15 protein-coding genes and 2 pseudogenes are annotated in these 20,621 nt (G+C 74.0%); 12 read left to right on the top strand and 5 right to left on the bottom strand.

From position 1 onward, the window contains the following. Nucleotides 1-92 precede the first annotated feature (92 nt). The gene (locus ABZ454_RS20610; RefSeq protein WP_359539976.1) at nucleotides 93-1,412 is read right to left on the bottom strand and encodes a hydrolytic protein; all 1,320 of its coding nucleotides are present in this window, start codon (nucleotides 1,410-1,412) and stop codon (nucleotides 93-95) included. Nucleotides 1,413-1,638: 226 nt separating this feature from the next. Between ABZ454_RS20610 and ABZ454_RS20605 the strand changes: the two genes are divergently transcribed. The 6 genes from ABZ454_RS20605 (at nucleotide 1,639) to ABZ454_RS20580 (ending at nucleotide 10,182) form a co-directional block, all read left to right on the top strand. Continuing rightward, nucleotides 1,639-2,358, top strand: a complete 720-nt coding sequence (locus tag ABZ454_RS20605; RefSeq protein ID WP_359539756.1) for a LuxR C-terminal-related transcriptional regulator — start codon at nucleotides 1,639-1,641, stop codon at nucleotides 2,356-2,358. A 411-nt stretch (nucleotides 2,359-2,769) separates the two neighbouring features. After that, complete coding sequence (locus tag ABZ454_RS20600; RefSeq protein WP_359539753.1) at nucleotides 2,770-5,970, top strand: hypothetical protein; 3,201 nt, start codon at nucleotides 2,770-2,772, stop codon at nucleotides 5,968-5,970. Continuing rightward, the gene (locus ABZ454_RS20595; RefSeq protein ID WP_359539751.1) at nucleotides 5,967-6,674 is read left to right on the top strand and encodes a DUF4255 domain-containing protein; all 708 of its coding nucleotides are present in this window, start codon (nucleotides 5,967-5,969) and stop codon (nucleotides 6,672-6,674) included. Before ABZ454_RS20600 ends, ABZ454_RS20595 begins: the two co-directional genes overlap by 4 nt. Next, entirely contained in the window at nucleotides 6,671-8,806 is a 2,136-nt protein-coding gene (locus tag ABZ454_RS20590; RefSeq protein ID WP_359539750.1) for an ATP-binding protein, read from the top strand. Before ABZ454_RS20595 ends, ABZ454_RS20590 begins: the two co-directional genes overlap by 4 nt. 70 nt (nucleotides 8,807-8,876) lie before the next feature. Continuing rightward, nucleotides 8,877-9,467: a DUF1707 domain-containing protein gene (locus tag ABZ454_RS20585; protein WP_356320548.1), complete on the top strand. Its 591-nt coding sequence runs from the start codon at nucleotides 8,877-8,879 to the stop codon at nucleotides 9,465-9,467. 49 nt (nucleotides 9,468-9,516) lie between these two features. Beyond that, complete coding sequence (locus ABZ454_RS20580) at nucleotides 9,517-10,182, top strand: hypothetical protein (protein ID WP_359539748.1); 666 nt, start codon at nucleotides 9,517-9,519, stop codon at nucleotides 10,180-10,182. 81 nt (nucleotides 10,183-10,263) lie between these two features. Here ABZ454_RS20580 and ABZ454_RS20575 read toward each other — a convergent pair. The 3 genes and pseudogenes from ABZ454_RS20575 to ABZ454_RS20565 form a co-directional block, all read right to left on the bottom strand. Next, a pseudogene (locus ABZ454_RS20575) lies at nucleotides 10,264-10,605 on the bottom strand (acyl-CoA thioesterase domain-containing protein); the annotation flags it as partial. 1 nt (nucleotide 10,606) lies between these two features. Further along, nucleotides 10,607-11,083 (bottom strand): Zn-ribbon domain-containing OB-fold protein, encoded by a 477-nt coding sequence (locus ABZ454_RS20570; protein ID WP_359539747.1) that lies wholly within the window; start codon nucleotides 11,081-11,083, stop codon nucleotides 10,607-10,609. Beyond that, entirely contained in the window at nucleotides 11,080-11,532 is a 453-nt protein-coding gene (locus tag ABZ454_RS20565) for a DoxX family protein (RefSeq protein WP_359539745.1), read from the bottom strand. The genes ABZ454_RS20570 and ABZ454_RS20565 overlap by 4 nt, the downstream gene beginning before the upstream one ends. A gap of 147 nt (nucleotides 11,533-11,679) precedes the next feature. On the opposite strand from ABZ454_RS20565, the gene ABZ454_RS20560 reads away from it, so the two are divergent. The 5 genes from ABZ454_RS20560 (at nucleotide 11,680) to ABZ454_RS20540 (ending at nucleotide 19,166) form a co-directional block, all read left to right on the top strand. Further along, nucleotides 11,680-12,870, top strand: coding sequence for an NAD(P)/FAD-dependent oxidoreductase (locus tag ABZ454_RS20560; RefSeq protein ID WP_359539743.1), 1,191 nt, complete (start codon nucleotides 11,680-11,682; stop codon nucleotides 12,868-12,870). A gap of 689 nt (nucleotides 12,871-13,559) precedes the next feature. Beyond that, nucleotides 13,560-15,788 (top strand): acetate--CoA ligase family protein, encoded by a 2,229-nt coding sequence (locus ABZ454_RS20555; protein ID WP_359539742.1) that lies wholly within the window; start codon nucleotides 13,560-13,562, stop codon nucleotides 15,786-15,788. Between the two features lie 55 nt (nucleotides 15,789-15,843). Then, nucleotides 15,844-16,683, top strand: a complete 840-nt coding sequence (locus ABZ454_RS20550) for an enoyl-CoA hydratase-related protein (protein ID WP_359539741.1) — start codon at nucleotides 15,844-15,846, stop codon at nucleotides 16,681-16,683. A 298-nt stretch (nucleotides 16,684-16,981) separates the two neighbouring features. Next, a complete protein-coding gene (locus ABZ454_RS20545; protein WP_359539973.1) occupies nucleotides 16,982-18,412 on the top strand; it encodes a histidine kinase in 1,431 nt (476 codons plus the stop codon). A 67-nt stretch (nucleotides 18,413-18,479) separates the two neighbouring features. Beyond that, entirely contained in the window at nucleotides 18,480-19,166 is a 687-nt protein-coding gene (locus ABZ454_RS20540; RefSeq protein WP_359539739.1) for a response regulator transcription factor, read from the top strand. A gap of 87 nt (nucleotides 19,167-19,253) precedes the next feature. On the opposite strand, the pseudogene ABZ454_RS20535 reads toward ABZ454_RS20540, so the two are convergent. Next, a pseudogene (locus tag ABZ454_RS20535) lies at nucleotides 19,254-19,847 on the bottom strand (phosphatase PAP2 family protein); the annotation flags it as partial. 147 nt (nucleotides 19,848-19,994) lie between these two features. Between ABZ454_RS20535 and ABZ454_RS20530 the strand changes: the two are divergent. After that, nucleotides 19,995-20,618, top strand: a complete 624-nt coding sequence (locus ABZ454_RS20530; RefSeq protein WP_359539737.1) for a flavin reductase family protein — start codon at nucleotides 19,995-19,997, stop codon at nucleotides 20,616-20,618. Nucleotides 20,619-20,621: the final 3 nt, after the last annotated feature.

Genomic DNA, 20,621 nt, shown 5'->3' with positions numbered 1-20,621 from the left:
CCGATCAACGACCAGGTGGACGTTTCCGCTGGTAGGAGCCCTGTTTGTTCACGCCCCCGGAACCGGCGGGCAAGAATTCGGCGCTATCGTTCTCACGGCGTGACATCGCTCAGCACGCCGCTGACATTAAGCACTTGGTGACACCCGGAGGCCTGCGTTCCGGTAGCCGGAGTCCCGGGCTTGGAACAGGTCACGGAAACGGTGACCGCCGCCTTCTCCTGAACCTGAATGGGGGTGACCCAGTGATAGTCCTGGTTCCTGAACGTCTCCAGGGCAATGGTGGTGATCTTCCGTTCCCCGAAGGAGATGGTCAGCACCCCTTCGTCTCCCTGGAAATTCGCCACCACGATGTCCGTGACACCGAAGATCTTGCCTTCCGGGACCTGATACGTCCCGTCCTTCTTGGCTCCGGCGCCCGTCTGCACGTCGATGGTCTCGGAGGTCTGCTGGGCGTTCGCCGTGCCGCCGCCCGTCGAGCCCGAGCCGCCGCCCGTACCGGCGCCGCCGGACCCGTTCGCGCCCGTTCCGGTGCCCTCGCCCTGCCCCTGCTCCTGTCCCTGCCCGCCGGACGGACCGCCGCCGGTCGCGGCGCCGCCCTGCTGCGGCTCCCGGGTCTCCTTCTGCGCGGCCTTGGCGCCCGCCTCCTCAGCGGTGCTGCGGACGGCGGGGCGCACCAGCGCGAACCACGCCACCAGCAGCGCGATCAGCGCCGCCAGGACGATCAGCAACCACTTGGGCAGCAGCGGAAGTTGCGCGAACTCCCCGGGCAGCGGTTCCGGACGGCCGGGCAGCGGTTCCGGCCGGGCGGGCTGCTCGCCCCCGGCACCAGGCTGCTCGTCCTCGGCGACCAGGACCTCGAACGGCCAGGCGGCCGGAGCTCCGAACCAGATCAGCTTCCGGGCCCGCACGCGCAGGCCCGCCTCGGCGGACTCGCCCGGTTCCAGCTTCCGGCGTTCCGGCGTGAAGGCGAGACGGAGTTCCTCTCCCGCCTGCTTCCCGGTGAGGACGACGTCGACGGGGGTGTTCCCCAGGTTCTGCACCGAGGTGCGGAACCTGGCTCCCAGCCAGCCCCTGCGCCGGCCCGGCTCCAGCGCGGCCCGGAGTTCCCGGAAGGGTTCGACCACCACCGTCATCTCGGGGACGGCCACCGCCTCGGGGTGCTCCGCCGGCAGGACCCGTACGCCCAGGGGCATTTCGCCGGCCCTGACCTCGTGGGAGCGCGGAGGTGCGAGCCGCACCGTCACGGTCTCCGAGGTGCCGGGGTAGAGGGAGACGCGCGCCGGCTCCACCGTGGTCCATGCCGCGCAGTCGCCGACCACTTCGAGGGTGTACGCCTCGACGATGTCGCCGTCGTTGCGCACGGTCAACGAGGTGGTCGCTTCGGCGCCGGGCGACACCGTCACCGTGGGCATGTCGAGTTCGGCAGATGTGGTCACGATGCGACGTTAGGCCGCGGCCCGGGCCCCGCAGCAGAGGCGGGAGGGCAACGTGCGGGCAGGGGTGGTGCCCTGGCGGCACACCCGCGTCGTGTCCCCGTACCCCGTCCCCGGGCCAGGTCTCCCTGTTCCGTCACACGACGAGCGAGCACCAGGTCTCACGTATGGGGTACCGGCGAAAGCGGCTGAGAAGGACGAGTAGATGACCATGACCACGACAGACATGACGACGACGGGTACGGCGGGCGTCCGCAGCCGCGGCCCCCACGTGCCCGAGCACGCCGGGGCGGGGGCCCCGGGGGGCCGGGTGTCCGTAGCGGTGTACGCGGAGGACCTGATCCTGCAGACCGGCGTGGTGCAGCAGTTGCGCCTGCGGCCCGAGATCGAGCTGATACCGGACGAGGAGGCCGACCGCGCACAGGTCTCCCTGGTGGTGGTGGACGTGGTGAACGAGCCGACCGTCCAGCTCCTGCACCGGCTTCAGCGCAACACCGCCACCCGCACCGGCCTCGTCGTCGGCTTCTTCGAAGCGGGGGCGCTCCAGACCCTGATCGAGTACGGTGTCGCCGCCGTGCTGAGGCGCGGGGAGGCCGACCAGGACCGCCTCGTCCATCTCGTCACGGCGATCGCGAAGGGCGAAGGGGTGCTGCCGGGCGACCTCCTCGGGAAGCTCATCGACCATGTCAGCAGCCTTCACCGCACGGTGCTGGACCCCCGGGGGCTCTCGCTCTCCACGCTCACGGCGCGGGAGGCGGAGATGATCAGGCTGGTGTCGGAGGGGTACGGCACCGCGGAGATAGCGCAGAAGACGTCGTATTCCGAACGGACCGTCAAGAACGTGCTCCACGAGGTCGCGACGCGGCTGGACCTGCGCAACCGGGCCCACGCGGTGGGCTACGCGATGCGGCACGGGCTCATCTGAGGTGCGTCCTCCTGCGCGCGGCGGTGGCGGTCTCCCCCGGGAGCCCATGGCGACGGCCCGCGGGGGCAACGGGTGTTGCCCTCGCGGTGCCGCGAGCCCCTGGGGGCGGCCGCACCGAAGTGACCGGCCCTCAGAAGGACTGCCCCGGATGCCTCCAGGTAATCCTTGGAGGCATCCGGGTAATCCCGGGAGGCATCCGGCGCCCTTGGGGAGGGGCGGGCACCGTCACCACGCGGGGTGGACGGCTGCCGCGGGTGCCGCGTGACGCGGCCACGGGACGCCGTCCGGCGGTGGACAGCCGCAAAGGGCACCGGATCTTCCCCCGCTCCGGGTACTCCGGGCCCTGTCCTTGTTCCCCCGCGCGCACGATGCTTGACGTGGAGAACCATCGACCAGACTGTGAGGTGGACCGTGGGCGGTCCTGCTGGCCCGGCGAGACGTGCCCGATTGCGCCGGCTGAGCGGCGCGGTGGTGCTGCTGGCACCACTGCTGGTGGCGGGTTCCGTATCCGCCCCGCAGGACGCGCGGCAAGCGGTCGCCGCCGTGGACGCGGCGCCGACGGACACCGGGCGGATCGCCTTCGCCGGTACCGGGCACCGCAGCCTCGGGCAGGTGCCCTCCGGGGCGACCGCCAGCCAGGACCTGTTCGGCACCGGTCCGGCGCACTACGACCAGGACGCCTTCGGGCGCGGCGCGGCGCTGGTCTTCACCAGCCTCCGCGACAAGGCACGGCCCCAGGTGTACGTGCGCGGCGCCGACGGCTCCGTACTCAGGCTCACCACCGGCCGTGACGCGGCCCACCCCGAACTCTCCGCCGACGGACAGACTGTGGTCTTCGACTCGGCCGAACCGGGAGCCGGGTCGTCGACCCAGCGTGACCTCTGGTCGATCGGCGTCGACGGCTCCGGTCTGCGGCGGCTGACGAACACAACCGCCGACGAGACCTCCCCGACGCTGTCCCCGGACGGCACCCGGATCGCGTACGCGAGCGACGGCGGCCCCGAGTCCGGCACACAGGTCTACGTACAAACCCTGTCCAATGGGGAGGTGACCTGCGTCAGCAACAGCGCGGAGGGGGACGCCACCGAGCCGGAGTGGAACCCGGTGGGCGACTCCGCCCACCGGGATCTCATCGCCTACACCCTGCACCAGGCGCCGAAGTCGGACACGGACACCGGGGACCGGCTGCGGGTCACCCGAGGTCCGGGCACCAGCCGCCCCCTGCTGACCGGCGACTTCGCCGGCTGGGGCACCCGCTCGTCCGCATGGCTCCCGGGCGGGGACGGTCTGGTCTTCCTCAGCCCCAACACGGACTGCGGATGCTCCGTCTACGACCATGTGTACCGGGCCGACACCCTGACCGATCCCGTACCGGTGATGGTGCTCTCCGAGGACCGTCAGGTGGAGTCGCCGGCCGTCCTCGTTCCGGGGAACTCCGTGACGGTCGTCGTCACCCGCAGGACCACCAAGGACGCGGCCCTCGTCACGCTCCAGGACATGCGGAAGGACGGCTCCGACCCCCGGGACCTCAGGCTCGACGTGCTGCGCGAGGACCCGAAGGCGCGGACCAACACCAGTGAGGACCCCGCCGACGACCCGCTGTTCCACCCGTCGGAGGGCTACGACCCCTGGACCGAGCGGCAGACGTACACGCCCGACGGCCGGAACATCGCCGTGACCCGCTTCGAGACCCTGGACGGACAACGGATCCAGCGGATCTGGCTGGCCGACACCAACGGGACGCACGCGGAGCCGATGAAGTTGGACGGCCGGGGCCCCCGGGACTGGGACACCGACCCCTCCTTCTCCCCGGACGGCACCAAGGTGGCCTTCACCCGGACCTCTCCCGGAGGGGTCGGTGAGGCGGCGGGTCCGAGCCAGGTGCTCGTCGCCGACGTCACCACGGGCGAGATCATCGGCAAGGTGGTCCCGCCCCAGGGGGAGGTGGTGGGCGCTGACGCCCAGCCCGCCTGGTCGTCGGACAGCACCACGCTCGCCTTCACCCGTGCCCAGGTGATCCGGGGCCTCGGCGGCATCAAGCACGTCTGGACGGCCCCGGTGGCCGCCCTCGAGCAGCAGCAGGACCTCAGCGTCACCGGCTGCCCCGGCGAGTGCAAGGTGATCGACGACAGCCCGGCCTTCTCCCCCGACGGCACGGCGATCGCCTTCAACCGCAAGGACCGCGCCGACCAGATCAACCACCGGGCGAGCATCGTCGTCACCTCGCCGAAGGGGAAGAACTGCCGGGTCGTGCTGCCGTCCGACCGGCGCGACGACCCCGCCGCGTGCGGCGAGCAGATCCCGGACGTCACGGCGACCGGGCCCTACCAGCCGCGCGACGTGGCGTGGTCACCGGACGCCGGGCAGCTGGTGCTGAGTTCTCGACGGGACATCGCGCCGAACTCCCCCGAGCAGCTCTCCGCACTGAACCTCGCCACGGGCACGCTGACCGCGCTGACCGCGAAGCTGCCGGGCCGTCAGAAGGAGCCCGCCTTCCAGCAGTCGGTCGACCTGGCGGTGACCGCACCGCCCGTCGGCCCCTCCGTGGAGACCGGCTCATCGGTGTCGGTGACGGTCACCGTCACCAACCGCGGCCCCGCTCCCTCTCCCGGCACCACCTTCGTCGCCGACACCCCGCCGGGCGTCCACCTGGAGGAACTCACCACCACCGCCGGTTCCTGCGCCGCAGGCTCGCCGAGCTGTGACCTGGGCGTGCTCCGGCCGGGCGCCTCGGTGAAGGTCACCGCACGGCTGACGGGCGTGACGACCGGACCCTGGCAGATGGGCTGGTCGGTCACCGGCACCGTCGTCGACCCGAACCCCACGGACAACGCCACCGGGACGGACGTCCGGGTCCGCCCCATCCCCCAGCCGCCCACGCCGACTCCCTCGGCGCCCCACCCCGCCCCGCCGCACCCCTCGCCCGCACCCCCGGCGCAGCCGCCCGCCCCGCTGCCTCCCGCGCCCGAGGCCGGCCCCGGCGTCGTCGTGCGGGCCCAGCCCAGCCCCGGCTACGTGGGCGGGCGGGTCGTGGTGACGTACACCGTGCGCAACGGGAAGAACGCGCTCGCCACCGGACTGCGGCTGCGGCTCGGGCTGCCCGCCGGCATGCCGGTGGCCACCCTTCCGGCGGGCTGCGCCGCCGGGGTGTGCGCGCTGCCCGATCTGACGCCGGGCGCCTCCACCGTCCTGCGGGTGGTGCTCGCCCCGGACCGGGCCCTGCGCACGAGCGTCACCGGGACGCTGACCACGAGCGGGACCGACGCCGACCGTGGTGACAACGTCTCCCGGATCCCGCTGCGCATCCTCCAGCCGCGTATCGTCGCGGTGCCCGCGGTCGGCAAACCGGGGTTCGTCACCTCGGTGCGCGGCAAGGACTTCCCGCCCGGCACCCCGGTGAAGCTCACCTGGAAGCCCGGGATCACGGCGACCGCGCCGCCGGCCCGCCCGGCCGGTGACGGCACCTTCATCGCCCAGCTGCTGATCCTGGTGAAGGACCAGACCGGACCGCGCGTCATCACCGCTTCGGGCCCGGGGTTCAGTCCGGTCACCACACCGTTCCTGGTGGTCAGCGGCACCATCGTCCCGCCGGACGAGGTGGGGCGCAGGTGATCCACGAAGTCGACGAAGGGCTGCGGCTGCTGCTGGTCGACGCCGGTCTCCAGGAGAGCGGCGTGGACCTGGTCTTCGACGCCCCGACGAGCGACTGGTCCGCGCGCCGCAACGCTCCCACGGTCAGCGTCTTCCTCTACGGCATCCGTGAGGACGCGACCCGGCGCCGTACCGGCACGACCGAGGAGTACGACGACGAGGGCGTGGTCACCGGGCGGCGGACACCGCCTCGCTGGTTCGAACTGACCTATCTGGTGACCGCGTGGACCAACCGTCCGCAGGACGAACACCGGTTGCTCTCCGAGGTGCTGCGCTGTCTGATCCGCACGGACGTGCTGCCCGGCCGGATGCTGACGGGCAGCCTGGCCTCGCTCGGGCTGACGGTGGAGATGGAGGCGGCGTCCGCCGGCACCGGTGACCGGCCGTCCACCGTGGACGTGTGGTCCGCGCTGGGTGGTGAGCTGAAGGCCGCGATCGACCTGCGGGTGTGGGCGCCGCTGGCCGGCGAGGTGACGGCGGCCGGGCCCCCGGTCACCGAAGGCCTGCTGGTGCGGACGGCGGCCGCCCGGGACGGCGAGGCGACGGAGCCGGGACGGCGGCTGCGCTACGACGGCGCTTCGGACGCCGGCGGGCAGGGCTTCGCCGCGGAACGTGAACGGCAGCTCCCGCCCGGCCGGCGCAGGCGCGGAGGTCCGGCCCGGTGACCACGGTTCATCAGGCCCCGCCCGGCCTCCAGGAGCCGGCCGGCCCCCCGCCGACGGCCCTGGAGGACCTCTGGGAACGGCTGGGCCACATCGAGCGGCGGGTACGGGTCGCGGTCGCGCTGCGCCAGGAGACCGACCCGGAACCGAACGACCCGTACCGGGGGCAGTACCTCACCCCCGCCGCGGCCGAGCGCGTCCTGGACTCCCGCGACGCGTTCCTGCCCGTCCCGGCCTACCGGCCCGACGCCCCGCCGACCTCCCCGGCGGGAGGCCGGATCGCCGCCCTCGCGGAGCGCTTCGGGCTGGTCGCTCCGGACGTCGATCTCCTGCTGATCGCGATGGCCCCGGACATCGACGCACGGTTCGAGCAGCTGTACGGCTATCTCAACGACGACCTCACCCGGCGCAGAGCGACGATCGGCCTGGCCCTCGAACTCTGCGGACTGCCCGCCGCGGGCCCCGGCCGCTTCCGCTTCTCGCCGTCCGCCCCGCTGGTCGCGGCCGGCCTCGTGGAGGTGCTGGACGCCGACCGCCCGCTGCTCACGCGGGTACTGCGCGTACCGGACCGGGTCACCGCCCATCTGCTCGGCGACGACGAGGCGGACGGCAGGCTGCACGGCCTCGTCCGGGTGGCCGGCCCGGAAGAGGAGCCCGACGCGTGCGCGACGACGCTGCGCGTCGCGGCGGCGCTGGGCACCGGCAGCGGACTGGTGCATCTGCTGGACCGAGGCGGCGACCCGGGCCGGCTGGCGGCGGACGCCCTCCTGGCGGCCGGGCTCCGCCCGCTGGTGGTGGACGTCACGGCCCTGGCCACCGCCCCGGATCCGGTGCGGACCGCGCGGATCCTGGCGACCGAGGCGCGGCTGACCGGTGGCGGTCTCGTCCTCGGCCCGCTGGAGACGCTCACCTCCGGGCAGCCCAAGGGCGCCGGATTGATCGGCGCGCTCTGCGAGGCGGTCGGCGGCGGCTCGCCCCTGGTCATGTACGGGAAGAAGAACTGGGACCCGTTGTGGGCCGGCGAGAGCCCGGTGACGGTCGCCGTCCCGCCTCCGGACCCGGCGGACGCGGCACGGCGGTGGCGCCGGGCGCTCGCCGGGGCCGGCGCCGCGGCAGGCCTCGCGGCCGGCACCCCGGCGGCCGACGCGCGTCTCGTCGACGCCACCCGGGCCTACCGGCTCGACTCCGGCCAGATACGCAGGGCCGCCGCGGTCGCCGCCCGGCTGGCCGACCTGGAGGGGCGCCCGGTGGAGCCCCAGGACCTGCGGACCGCCGTCCGGGCCCAGAACGGGGCGGGGCTGGCACGGCTCGCCCGCCGCATCGAGCCCACCGTCGGCTGGGACGACCTCGTGCTGCCTCCGGCGACCCGCCGCCAGCTGTCCGACCTGGCGTTGCGCGCCCGCCACCGTGAGCAGGTGCTCGGCCGGTGGCGGATGCGGCCGGGCGGTGGCCGGGGCCGGGGCATCGTCGCACTGTTCGCCGGGGAGTCCGGCACCGGGAAGACCATGTCGGCGGAGGTCGTCGCGGCCGACCTGGGCATGGAGCTCTACGTCGTGGACCTGTCCTCCGTGGTGGACAAGTACATCGGGGAGACCGAGAAGAACCTGGAGAGGATCTTCGTCGAGGCGTCCGACGTGAACGCGGTGCTGCTGTTCGACGAGGCGGACGCCGTCTTCGGCAAGCGCTCGCAGGTCAAGGACGCCCAGGACCGGCACGCCAACGTGGAGTCGGCGTACCTCCTCCAGCGCATCGAGTCCTTCGACGGCATCGCCGTGCTCACCACCAACCTGCGGGCCAACCTCGACGAGGCGTTCACCCGCCGCCTCGACGTGGTCGCCGACTTCCCCGTACCGGACAAGGAGCAGCGGCTGGCCCTGTGGGAACGCTGCCTGGGCACGGAGATCCCCCGCGCCCCCGGCCTCGACCTGCGGACCTGTGCGGAGCGTTTCGAGCTGACGGGCGGGTCCATCCGCGCCTGCGCGGTCACCGCCGCCTACCAGGCGGCGGAGTCGGGCCGCCCCCTGGACACCCAGCAGCTCGTGTCGGCGGTGCTGGCCGAGTACCGCAAACTCGGACGGCTGGTCCTGGACAGCGAGTTCGGCCCGTGGCTGGAGCGCAGCCGACGCGGGGACTGACGGCGGCCGACGGCAGTCGGGAGGCCGAGCGGGCCCTGTCCGTGCGCACCGGCGTCCGTATCATCGGGGCATGACTGCAGAGCCCTCGCGATCCGCCGGCCGTATGCGCGCCTCCGACGCCGACCGCGAGGCGGTCGTCGAACAGCTGCGGGAGGCGGCGGCCGAGGGGCGCATCGATCTCGACGAACTGGACGAGCGCCTGGGGCAGGCGCTCACGGCCAAGACCCACGCCGAACTCGCCCCGCTCACCGACGACCTGGGGCCGGTCGTGCTCGACCCGGGCGAGCCCCTGACCCTGAAGGGCGGCATCCACGGCGCTCAGCGGACCGGCCGCTGGAAAGTGCCGCCGCGCATCGTCGCGTACGGGGGCCTGGGCGGCGTGCGCATCGACTTCACGCAGGCCGAGTGCCGGCTGCGCGAGGTCGAGGTGGAGGTCGACGCGCAGATGGCCGGAGTGGTCTTCGTGGTCCCGGTGGGCTGGAAGGCGGAGACGGACGCGCTGGATCTCGGCTTCGGCGGCCTGAAGGACAAGACCTCGGGCGAACGGCTGCCCGGCACGCCGGTCCTGCGGATCACGGGTTCCTGCGGTGCGGGCGGTGTGATCGTCCGCCACCCGAACCTCCGGGAACGCCGCAGGCACCGCAAGGAGTTGTCGCGCTGAGCGACGCCGGGGGAACAGACTCCGCGCGCGACGTCGAAGGGGGCTGTCGATGAAGTGGTTCCAGCGCAACCGGGCGAAGCAGGGCGCCGATGTGGTGCCCCTGACCGGAGTCACCAAGACCGGGGGCGCGCCGGAACAGGCGCCCTCGCCGCTCACCGCGGGCGGACCGGTGCTGCAGTGCGTCGGCGGCGACGACGACCGGGTCGCTCCGCTGACGACCGGAGCGGGACCGGTCGTTCTCGACATCACCCATCGAGGGTCCGGACACTTCGTCGTGGACGCCCTGGACGCAAGCCTGCGATCCGGGAGTCAACTGGTGTACACCGACGGGCCCTTCGCCTGCCGGGCGCTGGTCAACGGCGACGACCGTACCGTGCGCGCGCTGCGGGTCCAGGCGGACGGACCGTGGACGGTCGAGGCACGAGCGGTGTCGAGCGCGCTGCCCCTGGAAGGAGACGCGCGGCGGCCCGCCTCGGACGTGCTGCGCTACGAGGGAGGCCCGGCGATCGCGACGCTCCGCCACGAGGGCGACCCGCGGTCCGACGACGGCGGCTACTTCCTCGTCGACACCTTCGAGGCGGACGGCGACGGGTTCCTCGACGAACTGGCCAACCACGTCGGCCGGTGGCGGGGCGAGGCGCCGCTGCCCGGGCCCTGCCTCATCTACGCCCGCTCCGACGGGCCGTGGTCCATCAGCGTGCGGACCCTGGGGTGAACGGAGACCCGCCCCTCGGGGCCGGGCCTCCGTCCCCGCCTCATCGAGGGCGGAGGGTGCGGATCTGCTGGGCCTGGCCGACGGCGCGAGCGCCTCGGGAGCGGTGAGCCGGTCGCCCTCACCCCCGGCCACGGCGGCGGTGTCGCAGGAGGCGAGGCGCCAGGCCCTGACGCGTACGACGGGCGGTCGCCGATCAGGGCGACGGCTTCGACCAGTTCGACGGTGCGGCCGGGCCGGACGGTCTCGACCCGGATCTCGCACGTCGAGGGCGAGCCTGCCGAGGATGTCGAAGCTGATCCGGGACAGTACGAGGCGGTCGCCCGGCCGGTCGGCCACGTGGCGGTCGACGGCGTGGGTGATGAGGCCGCCGAGCGGGCCGAAGTGCACCTCGTCCGTCCCCTTCAGAGCCGGTTCAGAGCCCAGTTCAGGGACGGAAGACCGGGACCGCCTCGCACCCCTCCTCCTGGCGGAACGCCACCCGCAACTCCATCCCGACGGCGAGCGCGCTCTCCTCGCACTCCACGACCTCCGTCATCAGCCTCGGCCCCTCGGCCAGGTCGACGACGGCGGCGACGTACGGGACGCGGGCGCCGAACGGCGGCAGGTCGTTGCGGTGGACGACGGACCAGGTGTAGAGCGCGGCCCGGCCGCTCGCCCGCTCCCAGTCGACGGCCTCGCTCCAGCAGTGTGGGCAGAACTCGCGCGGGTAGTGGTGCGCCCGGCCGCAGTCACGGCAGCGTCGCAGCAGCAGACGGCCCTCGGCGGCGGCGTCCCAGTAGGGGCGGGTGAACGCGTCGGGCTCCGGAAGGTCATGACGAGGGGTCGGCGGGGTCGACGCCGGGGCTGCCGGGGTCGGAGACGAGGGCGGGACGGCTGCCGGAGGCGGGGGCGGGGGCGTCACAGGAAGAGTCCGATCGCGTCGTCGAGGGACCAGGTCTGCCAGGACAGGGTGACCAGGGCGACGAGGGAGATCAGCGCCATCATCGCGTTCTGCCCCTGCTCGGCCCAGTCGTGGATCATCAGCACCAGGTAGAGCAGGTTGAGCAGGAGCCCGGCGACAAGGGCGACCGGAGTCAGGAATCCGGCCACCAGGCCGAGACCCAGGGCCAGTTCCGCGTACACGACGAGGTACGCCATGGGCTTCGGGCGGGGCGCGACGACCTTCTCGAAGCCGCTCCTGACCACGGGCCAGCGGTGCTTGCCGGCGACGTCCGCCGCCCACGCGATGCCGGTCCCGCGTTCGAACCAGCCCTTCTTGTCCTTGTGGCGCCAGCTCTCCAGCCACCACAGACCGAGACCTATTCGGAGCACGGCGAGCCACTCGGCTCCGTCGAGCCAGATCGTCCGCATGGGCCCTCCCGTTCGCCGTATCTGACGGTACGTCAGTTCACCCGATCGGGACGGGCTGCGCAAGAGGTGCGCACCCGTGATCAATTCGCAATCGATTCCGGTCTTGACCGAGACCCATCAACGGGCCGCGCGATTACGCTCCGAAGCATGTCCGACAGCGCACCCACCGCCGATCGCAGCAGCGTCGCGGCCCCCACCGACATCACCGAGGACCGTCCCGTCTACGTCATCGGCGGTGGCCCCGGCGGCCTGGCCGCCGCCGCGGCCCTGCGCGAGCAGGGGGTCCGGGCCGTCGTCCTGGAGAAGTCCGGGGACGTCGGCGCGTCCTGGCGGCGCCACTACGACCGGCTGCACCTGCACACCACCCGGCGCTGGTCCGCCCTCCCCGGGCTGCCCATGCCCCGCAGGTTCGGCCGCTGGGTCTCCCGGGACGACGTGGTGCGCTACCTGGAGAAGTACGTCGAGCACCACGGGCTCGAAGTGGTGACGGGCGTCGAGGTGTCCCGCGTCGACCGGGCGGCGGACGGCACCGGGTGGCGGCTGACCGCGACCGGCGGGCGCGAACTCACCGGCCGGGCCGTCGTCGTGGCCACGGGCTTCAACCACACTCCCCGGATCCCCGACTGGCCCGGGCGCGACACCTTCACCGGCGAGCTGCTGCACGCCTGCGAGTACCGCAACCCCGCTCCCTACGCGGGCAAGGACGTCCTCGTCGTCGGCGTCGGCAACACCGGGGCGGAGATCGCCGTCGACCTGGTGGAGGGCGGGGCCTCACGCGTACGGCTCGCGGTGCGTACCGTTCCGCACCTCGTGCGCCGCTCCACGGCGGGCTGGCCCGCACAGGCGACGGGCATCCTCGTGCGCCGGCTGCCGGTCGCGCTCGTCGACCGGGCCGGAGGCCTGATGGCCCGCGTCGCCGTGCCCGACCTCGCCGCGCAGGGACTGCCCCGCCCCGACACGGGCCTGTACTCCCGGGTCAAGGAGGGGGCCATCCCGGTCCAGGACGTGGGGCTGATCGACGCGGTGAAGGGCGGCCGGGTCGTGCCGGTGGCGGCCGTCGAGTCGTTCGACGAGGACGCGGTGGTGCTGGCGGACGGGACCCGGATCACCCCAGATGCGGTGATCGCCGCGACCGGCTATCTGCGCGCCCTGGAGCCGCTGGTCGGTCATCTCGGGGTGTTGGACGCCCGGGGCCGGCCGGTGGCGTACGGCGGCCGCACCCCGAAGCAGGCGCCCGGCCTGTACTTCACCGGGTTCACCAACCCCATCAGCGGCATGTTCCGCGAAATGGCCCTGGACGCCCGGAAGATCGCCAAGCGCCTGGCACGCACCGCCTGACCCGCAGCGCGGGGCCCGTGGCGGCCCGCGCCGTGCCGGGCCGTGCCGGGCCGGGCCGGGCCGTGCCGTGCCGGGCCGTGCCGGGCCGTGCCGGGCCGGGCAGGGCCGTGCCGTGCCGTGCCGGGCCGTGCCGTGCCGGGCTGCCGGGCGCGTACCGCCGACAGAGCAGCGCCCCGGACGCGCCCCCGGGCTGCCGGGCGCGTACCGCCGGGAGGGCAGCGCCCCGGACGCGCCGCCGGGCCCGCGTCGCCGGGCGGGCAGCACCCCTGCCCGCGTCGCCGGGCGGGCAGCACCCCTGCCCGCGTCGCCGGGCGGGCGGCACCCCGGCCCGCAATCAGCGGACCGAGCACCCACGCGGAGCGCCAGCCCGGAGCGGCAGCCCGGCAAGCGGCAACTCCGGAAGCGGCAGCCCGGCGAGCGGCGCGGCGCGGCAAGGCGCCCCGCCCCAGGCGTTCCGGCGCAATGACGCCCGCCGCCCCGGGCGTCGATGCGCAACGACGCCGCCCCGCCCCGCAAGCGTGCCGACGCCCGCGCGCCCCCGTGGGCATTCCGCGCCCACTCCTCTCAGCCTTTCCCTGCACACCCATTCCTGACGGGCCGTCAGTTCAGTAACCTGACAGTGCGTCAGCTTTGACGCGGGCCGGGCACCACACGTGCCGACGGACTTTCGAGCAGGAGTGGGCGGAACGATGCTTGGATCGACTCACGGCACCCTCACCACCGACTTCCGCGCCCGGGTGGTGGCCTGCGGCGAAGAACCGCATGCCGCCGTCCACAGCATGGCGGCCGCCGCCGCGGAGGGCGACCTCGATGTCAGCGGCCGCCCCCTGCACGCGCCCGTGCCGGATCTGGACCGGTTCTTCCGGCCGGAGTCCGTCGCCGTCATCGGCGCGTCCGACGCCGAGGGACGGCCCCACACCGGAATCACCCGTCAGCTGATCGCCTGGGCCGAGCGGGTCGGGGCGCGGTTGTATCCCGTGCACCCCACGCGCGCGACCGTCTTCGGACTGCCCTGCGCCCCGTCCGTCGCCGCTCTGCCGGAACAGGTGGATCTGGCGGTACTGCTGGTCGGCGACCCGCTGCCCGTGATCGAGGAGCTCGCGCAGGCCAAGGTGAAGTTCGCCGTCGCCTTCGCCTCCGGCTTCGCGGAGACCGGCGCGGCGGGCGCCGCCGCGCAGGCCCGGCTGGCCGCCGCCGTGGAGCGGTCGGGTCTGCGGCTGCTCGGTCCGAACACCAACCTCAACGCCTTCGAGGAGTTCCGCGACGACCTGGAGGGCCCGGCGATCGCACTCATCACCCAGTCCGGCCACCAGGGACGCCCCGTCTACACGCTCCAGGAGCTGGGGGTGCGGCTCTCGCACTGGGCTCCCACGGGCAACGAGGCGGATCTGGAGACCGCCGACTTCATCGCGTACTTCTCCCAGCGCCCCGAGGTCGGGGCCATCGCCTGCTACGTCGAAGGGCTCAAGGACGGGCGCTCCTTCCTGCTGGCGGCGGACCGGGCCGCCCGGGCCGGTGTGCCGGTGGTGGCGGTCAAGGTGGGGCGTACGGAGACGGGGGCCAGGATGGCCGCGTCACACACCGGCAAGCTGACCGGCGCCGACCAGGTCGTCGACGCGGCCATGCGCCAGTTCGGCGTGATCCGGGTGGACGGCCTCGACGAACTCCAGGACACGGCGGCCCTCCTGGCCCGCGCCCGCAAGCCGCTGGCCGACGGGGTCGTGGTGTATTCGATCTCGGGCGGCACCGGCGCGCACTTCTCGGACCTGGCCACCGGCGCGGGCCTCTCGCTCCCGGTGCTGTCCGAGGAGAAGCAGGCCGAACTGCACACCTGGATACCCGGCTATCTGAACGTGGCGAACCCGGTCGACAACGGCGGACACCCGGTCGGCGACTGGCGCGGCCGGAAGATCATCGACGCCCTCCTCGCCGACCCGGAGGTGGGGGTGCTGATCTGTCCGATCACCGGCCCCTTCCCGCCCATGAGCGACAGACTCGCGCAGGACCTGGTGGACGCGGCGGAGGCCACGGACAAGCTGGTGTGTGTGGTGTGGGGGTCGCCGGTCGGCACCGAGGCCGCCTACCGCACGACGCTGCTCGGCTCGTCCCGCGTCGCCACCTTCCGTACGTTCGGCAACTGCATCACCGCGGTGAAGGCCTACCTGGACCACCACCGCTTCGCCGCCTCCTACCGCTCCCCCTTCGACGAGGCGCCGCGCACGCCGTCGCCCTCCTTCCGCAAGGCGCAGGCACTGATGCGCCCGGGCCACCAGCTGAGCGAGCACGCGGCGAAGCAGCTGCTGCGGGCGTACGGGATCCGGGTGCCCCGCGAGCAGTTGGTGACCAGCGCCGCGGCGGCCGTCCGGGCGGCGGGGCTCGTCGGCTACCCCGTCGTCATGAAGGCGTCCGGCGCACGGCTCGCGCACAAGACGGAGCTGGGTCTGGTCAAGGTCAACCTCACCTCCGCCAGCCAGGTCCGGGACGCCTACCGCGAGTTGACCGACATCGCGCGCTACGAGGACGTCGAACTGGACGGCATCCTGGTCTGCCAGATGGTCGAGCGGGGCGTCGAGATGATGGTCGGCGTCACCCAGGACGCCCTGTTCGGGCCGACGGTGACGGTCGGGCTGGGTGGCGTCCTCGTCGAGGTGCTGCACGACGCGGCGGTGCGGGTGCCGCCGTTCGGCGAGGACCAGGCGCGGGCGATGCTCGGCGAACTGCGCGGGCGGGCCCTGCTGGAAGGGGTGCGGGGCGGCCCGCCGGTGGATGTGGACGCCCTCGTCGAAGTCGTCCTGCGGGTGCAGCGGATGGCCCTGGAACTCGGCGACGACCTCAGCGAACTCGACATCAACCCGCTGATGGTGCTGCGCCGCGGACAGGGCGCGGTGGCCCTGGACGCGCTCGCCGTCTGCCGCTGACCGACCCCGTCGCCGCGCTCGCCGCCGAGCCCGCCACCCGCCCAGGAGCTGCCTCATGCCGTCCTCCCCCGAAGACACCACCGACCACGCCGACCCGTCCGGATCGCCTGAGTCATTGATACTCCACACCACTGACAACGGCGTCTCCTGGATCACGCTCAACCGCCCCGAGGCGATGAACGCCGTCACCTGGGACCAGCGCGAACGCGTCATCACCCTGCTCGCCGGAGCCTCCGCCGACCCCGCCGTCCGGGCCGTCGTCCTCACCGCCACCGGCCGCGGCTTCTGCGCCGGCGCCGACCTGCGCGGCGCCCCGTCCGCCGGCGACCGGGTGCCGGGCGACGTGGCCCGTACGATCCGGCTCGGCGCGCAGCGTCTGATCGCCGCGGTCCTGGACTGCGAGAAGCCCGTCCTCGCGGCCGTCAACGGCACGGCGGCGGGCATCGGCGCCCATCTCGCCTTCGCCTGCGACCTGGTACTGGCCGCCGAGTCGGCGAAGTTCATCGAGGTCTTCGTGCGCCGCGGCCTCGTGCCGGACGGCGGCGGGGCCTACCTGCTGCCCCGCCTGATCGGCCCGCAGCGGGCCAAGGAACTGATGTTCTTCGGCGACGCGCTCCCGGCGGCGGAGGCGGAGCGCCTGGGGCTGGTGAACCGCACGGTCCCGGACGAGGAACTGGCGGCGACGGCGCGGGCCTGGGCCCAGCGGCTGGCCGAGGGGCCGACCCGCGCGCTCGCCCTCACGAAGCAGCTCGTCAACGCGTCGCTGGACGCGGACCGGGCCACGGCGTTCGCCGCCGAGGCCATGGCGCAGGAGATCAACATGACGACGCGGGACGCCAACGAGGGCGTGGCGAGCTTCGTGGAACGGCGGGCGCCAAAGTACCGGGGGATCTGAGCGCCCCCGGTGCTTCGGCTACTTCGGCGCCGCCCGCATCAGCCCCCGTCACCACGGACGCGCTCCAAGGCGAACGTGAGGGCCCGTTCGGAGTCGAGGCCCTGGCCGTAGTCGGGCGCGCTGGTCGTCTTGTTCCCTCCTCCCACCCTCATACCCTTGGCACCCGACCGTGGCGGCTCGGCCACCGAGAGCCGCTACGGTCCCGATCGCGCAGTCCGCCGAGGCCGGGAACACCCCCGACTTTCGGCAGTGCCGCACCGGCGTGCGCTTGCGTACGGTCGTCAGGGTGGACGCAACGATGATCAGGGCCGGTGGTGCGGCCCGGCGGGCCGTCGCCCGGGGGAGTCTGCTGACCGCGGCCGCCGCGGCGTGCACCGTGCTGAGCGCGGTCAGTCCGTGGTGGGCGCTGCCCGCCGCGGTGACGGCGTTCCTCGCCGGCCGGGAGCCGGGCAGGACCGGGCCCACCCTCCTCGTACTCGTCACGGTCGTGGCCGGTGGCGTGGTGGCGGTGGCCCTGGTGCCGTCGTGGCTGCTGATGGCGGGGCGGTTCGTCGCGGTGGTCGCGGTGGCAGCGATGCTGCCGTGGTTCGCGGGGCGCTTCTGGCGTCAGTACCAGGAGCTCGTCCGGGCCGGCTGGGAGCGGGCGGGGCGGCTGGAGCGCGAGCAGCGGCTCGTCGCGGAGCAGGCACGGTCCCGCGAACGGGCCCGCATCGCGCAGGACATGCACGACCTGCTCGGACACGACCTCAGTCTCATCGCCCTGTCGGCGGGCGCCCTCAAGCTCGCCCCCGGTCTGGACGAGGCTCACCGGGCGGCCGCCGGGGAGATCCGGGCCCGGGCGGCGGCGTCGATCGAGCGGCTCGGCGAGGTGATCGGCCTGCTGCGCGAGGAGGCGGACGGCCGGACGGACGACGAGCCGCCCGGACCACCCGGTACGGGAATCCCCCGGCTCGTCGCGGAAGCCGCGGCCGCCGGTCTCCCGGTCTCCCTCCACGTCGAGGGCGACGCCGCCGCGATGCCCCCGCCGGCCGCACGGGCCGCCCACCGCGTCGTCCAGGAAGCCCTGACCAACGCGGCCAAGCACGCGCCGCACGCCCGGGTGGACGTGCGGCTGACGCACACGGACGGGGCGACGGCGGTCCGGGTGGAGAACGGTCCGGCGCCCGTACCCGTGAGCCCTCCCGGCCCTCCCGGCACCGGGCGGGGGCTGATCGGGCTCGACGAACGCGTACGACTGGCGGGCGGCAGCTTCGCGCACGGCCCGTACGACGGCGGCTTCGCGGTCACCGCGCGCCTCCCGCACACCGTGCCCGCCCGCATCCCGCCCTCCGCGCCCCGGACCGTCCGGGAGGCCCTGCCCCCGGAGCACCACCGCGCCCGCAGCCGGGTACGCCGGGCCCTGGCCCTCGCGGTCGTGCTGCCCCTGGTGGCGTGGGCGGTCCTGAGCGCCGCCCTCATGGGGTGGGACGTCCGCTCGGCCCGGCAGTCCGTGCTGGACCCGGGCGACTACGCCCGGCTGCGGGTGGGCGAGAGGCGGGCCGCCCTCACGCGGCTGCTGCCCGAACGCGAGACCACGCAGCGGCCCGTGGCCGGGGAGCCGAAGGGGCCGGGCGTCAGCTGTGCGTACTACGCGATGACGGCGGACCGCTTCGACGACCGGTCCGGGGACGCGTACCGGCTCTGCTTCCGGGACGGCCGGCTGCTGTCCAAGGAGGCCCTCACCCCGTGAACACCCGTCCCGTGAACACCCGTCCCGTGAACACCCGCCCCGTGCCCACCCAGGAAGGTTCCCGCTCATGATCCGGGTCCTCATCGCCGACGACGAGCCGATGATCCGCGCGGGCGTGCGTTCCGTGCTGTCCACCGACCCGGGCATCGCGGTCGTCGCCGAGGCGGGCGACGGGCACGAGGCGGTGGAGCAGGTGCGGCGCCACCGCCCCGACGTGGCCGTGCTCGACATCCGGATGCCGGGGACGAACGGCATCGAGGCGGCCGCGGAGATCCGGCGCACGGTGCCGGGGACGGGCGTCGTCATGCTGACGACCTTCGGCGAGGACGACTACATCCTCCAGGCGCTCGGGGGCGGCGCCGCCGGATTCCTGATCAAGTCGGGCGAGCCCGAGGAGCTCATCGCGGGAGTCCGCGCGGTGGCCGGCGGCGCCGCCTATCTGTCACCGAAGGTCGCGGCCCGGGTCGTCGCCCATCTCTCGGCCACGGGGGCGGGCGCCCTGGCGGGCCGTCGTGCCGCCGCGCGGGAACGGGTCCGGACGCTCACCGCCCGGGAACGCGACGTGCTGGCCTTCCTCGGCGGCGGACTGTCCAACGGGCAGATCGCGCGCCGCCTCCACCTGGTCGAGGGGACGGTCAAGGCCCACGTCAGCTCGATCCTGGCCCGGCTGGGCGTGGACAACCGGGCCGCCGCGGCGGTCGTCGCCCACGAGGCCGGGGTCGTCGGCCCTGCGGAACCGCCCGCCGAGCGCTGACAGCGCCACCCGAACGAGCGGCAGGAACGCGAGCAGCACGGCCGCGACCACCGCCCCGCCGAGCACCGCGCCGGCCAGCACGTCGTGCGGATAGTGCGCACCCACCATGACCCGCAGCAGCGCCGCCGCTCCCGCCAACGGCAGGGCGAGGGCGGCCGACCAGGGCCGCAGCAGGGCCAGGCCCACGCCCAGACCGGCCGCGAGGGTGGCGTGGTTGCTCGGGAAGGACCAGTCGCCGGGCGGCGGGCACTCGGCGACCGCCGCCGCTCCGCGGAGCAGGACCCGGCAGGGGCGCTCCTCGTCGACGACGAGTTTCACGGCCTCACTGCTCGCGTAGGCGAGTACGGTGCCGAGTCCGGTGAGCACGGCGCCGGCGGCGACCCGGCTGTCCGCCCGGCGTACGGCGCTCCACCAGACCCCCACGAGCAGCAGCCCGAGGGCCACCAGCGTCCCGTCGCAAGCGGCCTCCAGCAGCGGCCCCGCCCAGGAGGGCGCATCGGCCACCAGCCCGGTCACCGAGCGGTACAGGGACGCCGAGGCGCCGTCCGTGACCTCGACGGCCCGTTCCGTCCCCAGTCCCCCCGGCGCGAGGCCCCCGACGGCGGCCGCCCCCGCGCCGAGGACGACGCAGGCGAGCAACGGGCGGGCGGTCAGGGCTCTGCTTCCGGTTTCTCGTCTCATGGCAGCAGAACCTAGGAGCGCCGGAGGCGGGAATCCCGGCCCGAACGGCAGGGACGACCCCTGACGAAAGTCGGGGGCGGGTCCCGCCCGGGCCTTCACATCTGACGTAGCGTCAGTTCTAATCGAGAGGTGATGGGACACGCAGGCATGGCCGCGACCGCCGTCCGCTACCTCCGGTCCGTCGGCGCTCCGACGGCCACCGGTCCGGAGCGGGTCGATCCCCTGCCGCGCCCGGCGCTGCGGGCCGTCGCCGACGACGAGCGGCTGCCGCTCGACCGGGGCGAGTTCCGCCGCGTGCTGGGGCACTTCGCCAGCGGCGTCACCGTCGTCACGGCCCACGACCCGGGCGGCGCCGGCGGCCCGGCGGGTCCGGTGGGCTTCGCCTGTCAGTCGTTCGCCTCGCTCTCCCTGGACCCTCCGCTGGTCGCGTTCATGGTCGCCCGCACGTCGACGACCTGGCCGCGCATCGCCCGCGCCGGGGCGTTCTGCGTCAACATCCTGGGCGCGGGCCAGGGCGCGCTGTGCCGGGGCTTCGCGGTCAGCGGGGCGGACAAGTTCGCCGGGGTGGCGCACTCCCCCGCCCCCGCGACCGGTTCGCCGCTGCTGGACTCCGTGCCCGCCTGGGTCGACTGCCGCATCCAGGCCGTCCACACCGGCGGCGACCATCTGATCGTCGTCGGCCGGGTGGAGGCGCTCGGAGCGGTGGCGGACGGGGACGGGGACGGGCCGCTGCTGTTCCACCGGGGGGCGTTCGGACACTTCAGCGGCTGAGCG

The sequence above is a fragment of the Streptomyces sp. NPDC005803 genome, from assembly GCF_040630435.1.
Lineage (GTDB): Bacteria > Actinomycetota > Actinomycetes > Streptomycetales > Streptomycetaceae > Streptomyces.
This window is presented reverse-complemented; position numbering and strand designations above follow the sequence as displayed.

Coding starts and splice junctions, on each gene's coding strand:
- ABZ454_RS20610 (WP_359539976.1), bottom strand. CDS start 1,412: ATGCCCACGGTGACGGTGTCGCCCGGCGCCGAAGCGACCACCTCGTTG.
- ABZ454_RS20605 (WP_359539756.1), top strand. CDS start 1,639: ATGACCATGACCACGACAGACATGACGACGACGGGTACGGCGGGCGTC.
- ABZ454_RS20585 (WP_356320548.1), top strand. CDS start 8,877: ATGACTGCAGAGCCCTCGCGATCCGCCGGCCGTATGCGCGCCTCCGAC.
- ABZ454_RS20580 (WP_359539748.1), top strand. CDS start 9,517: ATGAAGTGGTTCCAGCGCAACCGGGCGAAGCAGGGCGCCGATGTGGTG.
- ABZ454_RS20565 (WP_359539745.1), bottom strand. CDS start 11,532: ATGCGGACGATCTGGCTCGACGGAGCCGAGTGGCTCGCCGTGCTCCGA.
- ABZ454_RS20560 (WP_359539743.1), top strand. CDS start 11,680: ATGTCCGACAGCGCACCCACCGCCGATCGCAGCAGCGTCGCGGCCCCC.
- ABZ454_RS20555 (WP_359539742.1), top strand. CDS start 13,560: ATGCTTGGATCGACTCACGGCACCCTCACCACCGACTTCCGCGCCCGG.
- ABZ454_RS20550 (WP_359539741.1), top strand. CDS start 15,844: ATGCCGTCCTCCCCCGAAGACACCACCGACCACGCCGACCCGTCCGGA.
- ABZ454_RS20545 (WP_359539973.1), top strand. CDS start 16,982: ATGATCAGGGCCGGTGGTGCGGCCCGGCGGGCCGTCGCCCGGGGGAGT.
- ABZ454_RS20540 (WP_359539739.1), top strand. CDS start 18,480: ATGATCCGGGTCCTCATCGCCGACGACGAGCCGATGATCCGCGCGGGC.
- ABZ454_RS20530 (WP_359539737.1), top strand. CDS start 19,995: ATGGCCGCGACCGCCGTCCGCTACCTCCGGTCCGTCGGCGCTCCGACG.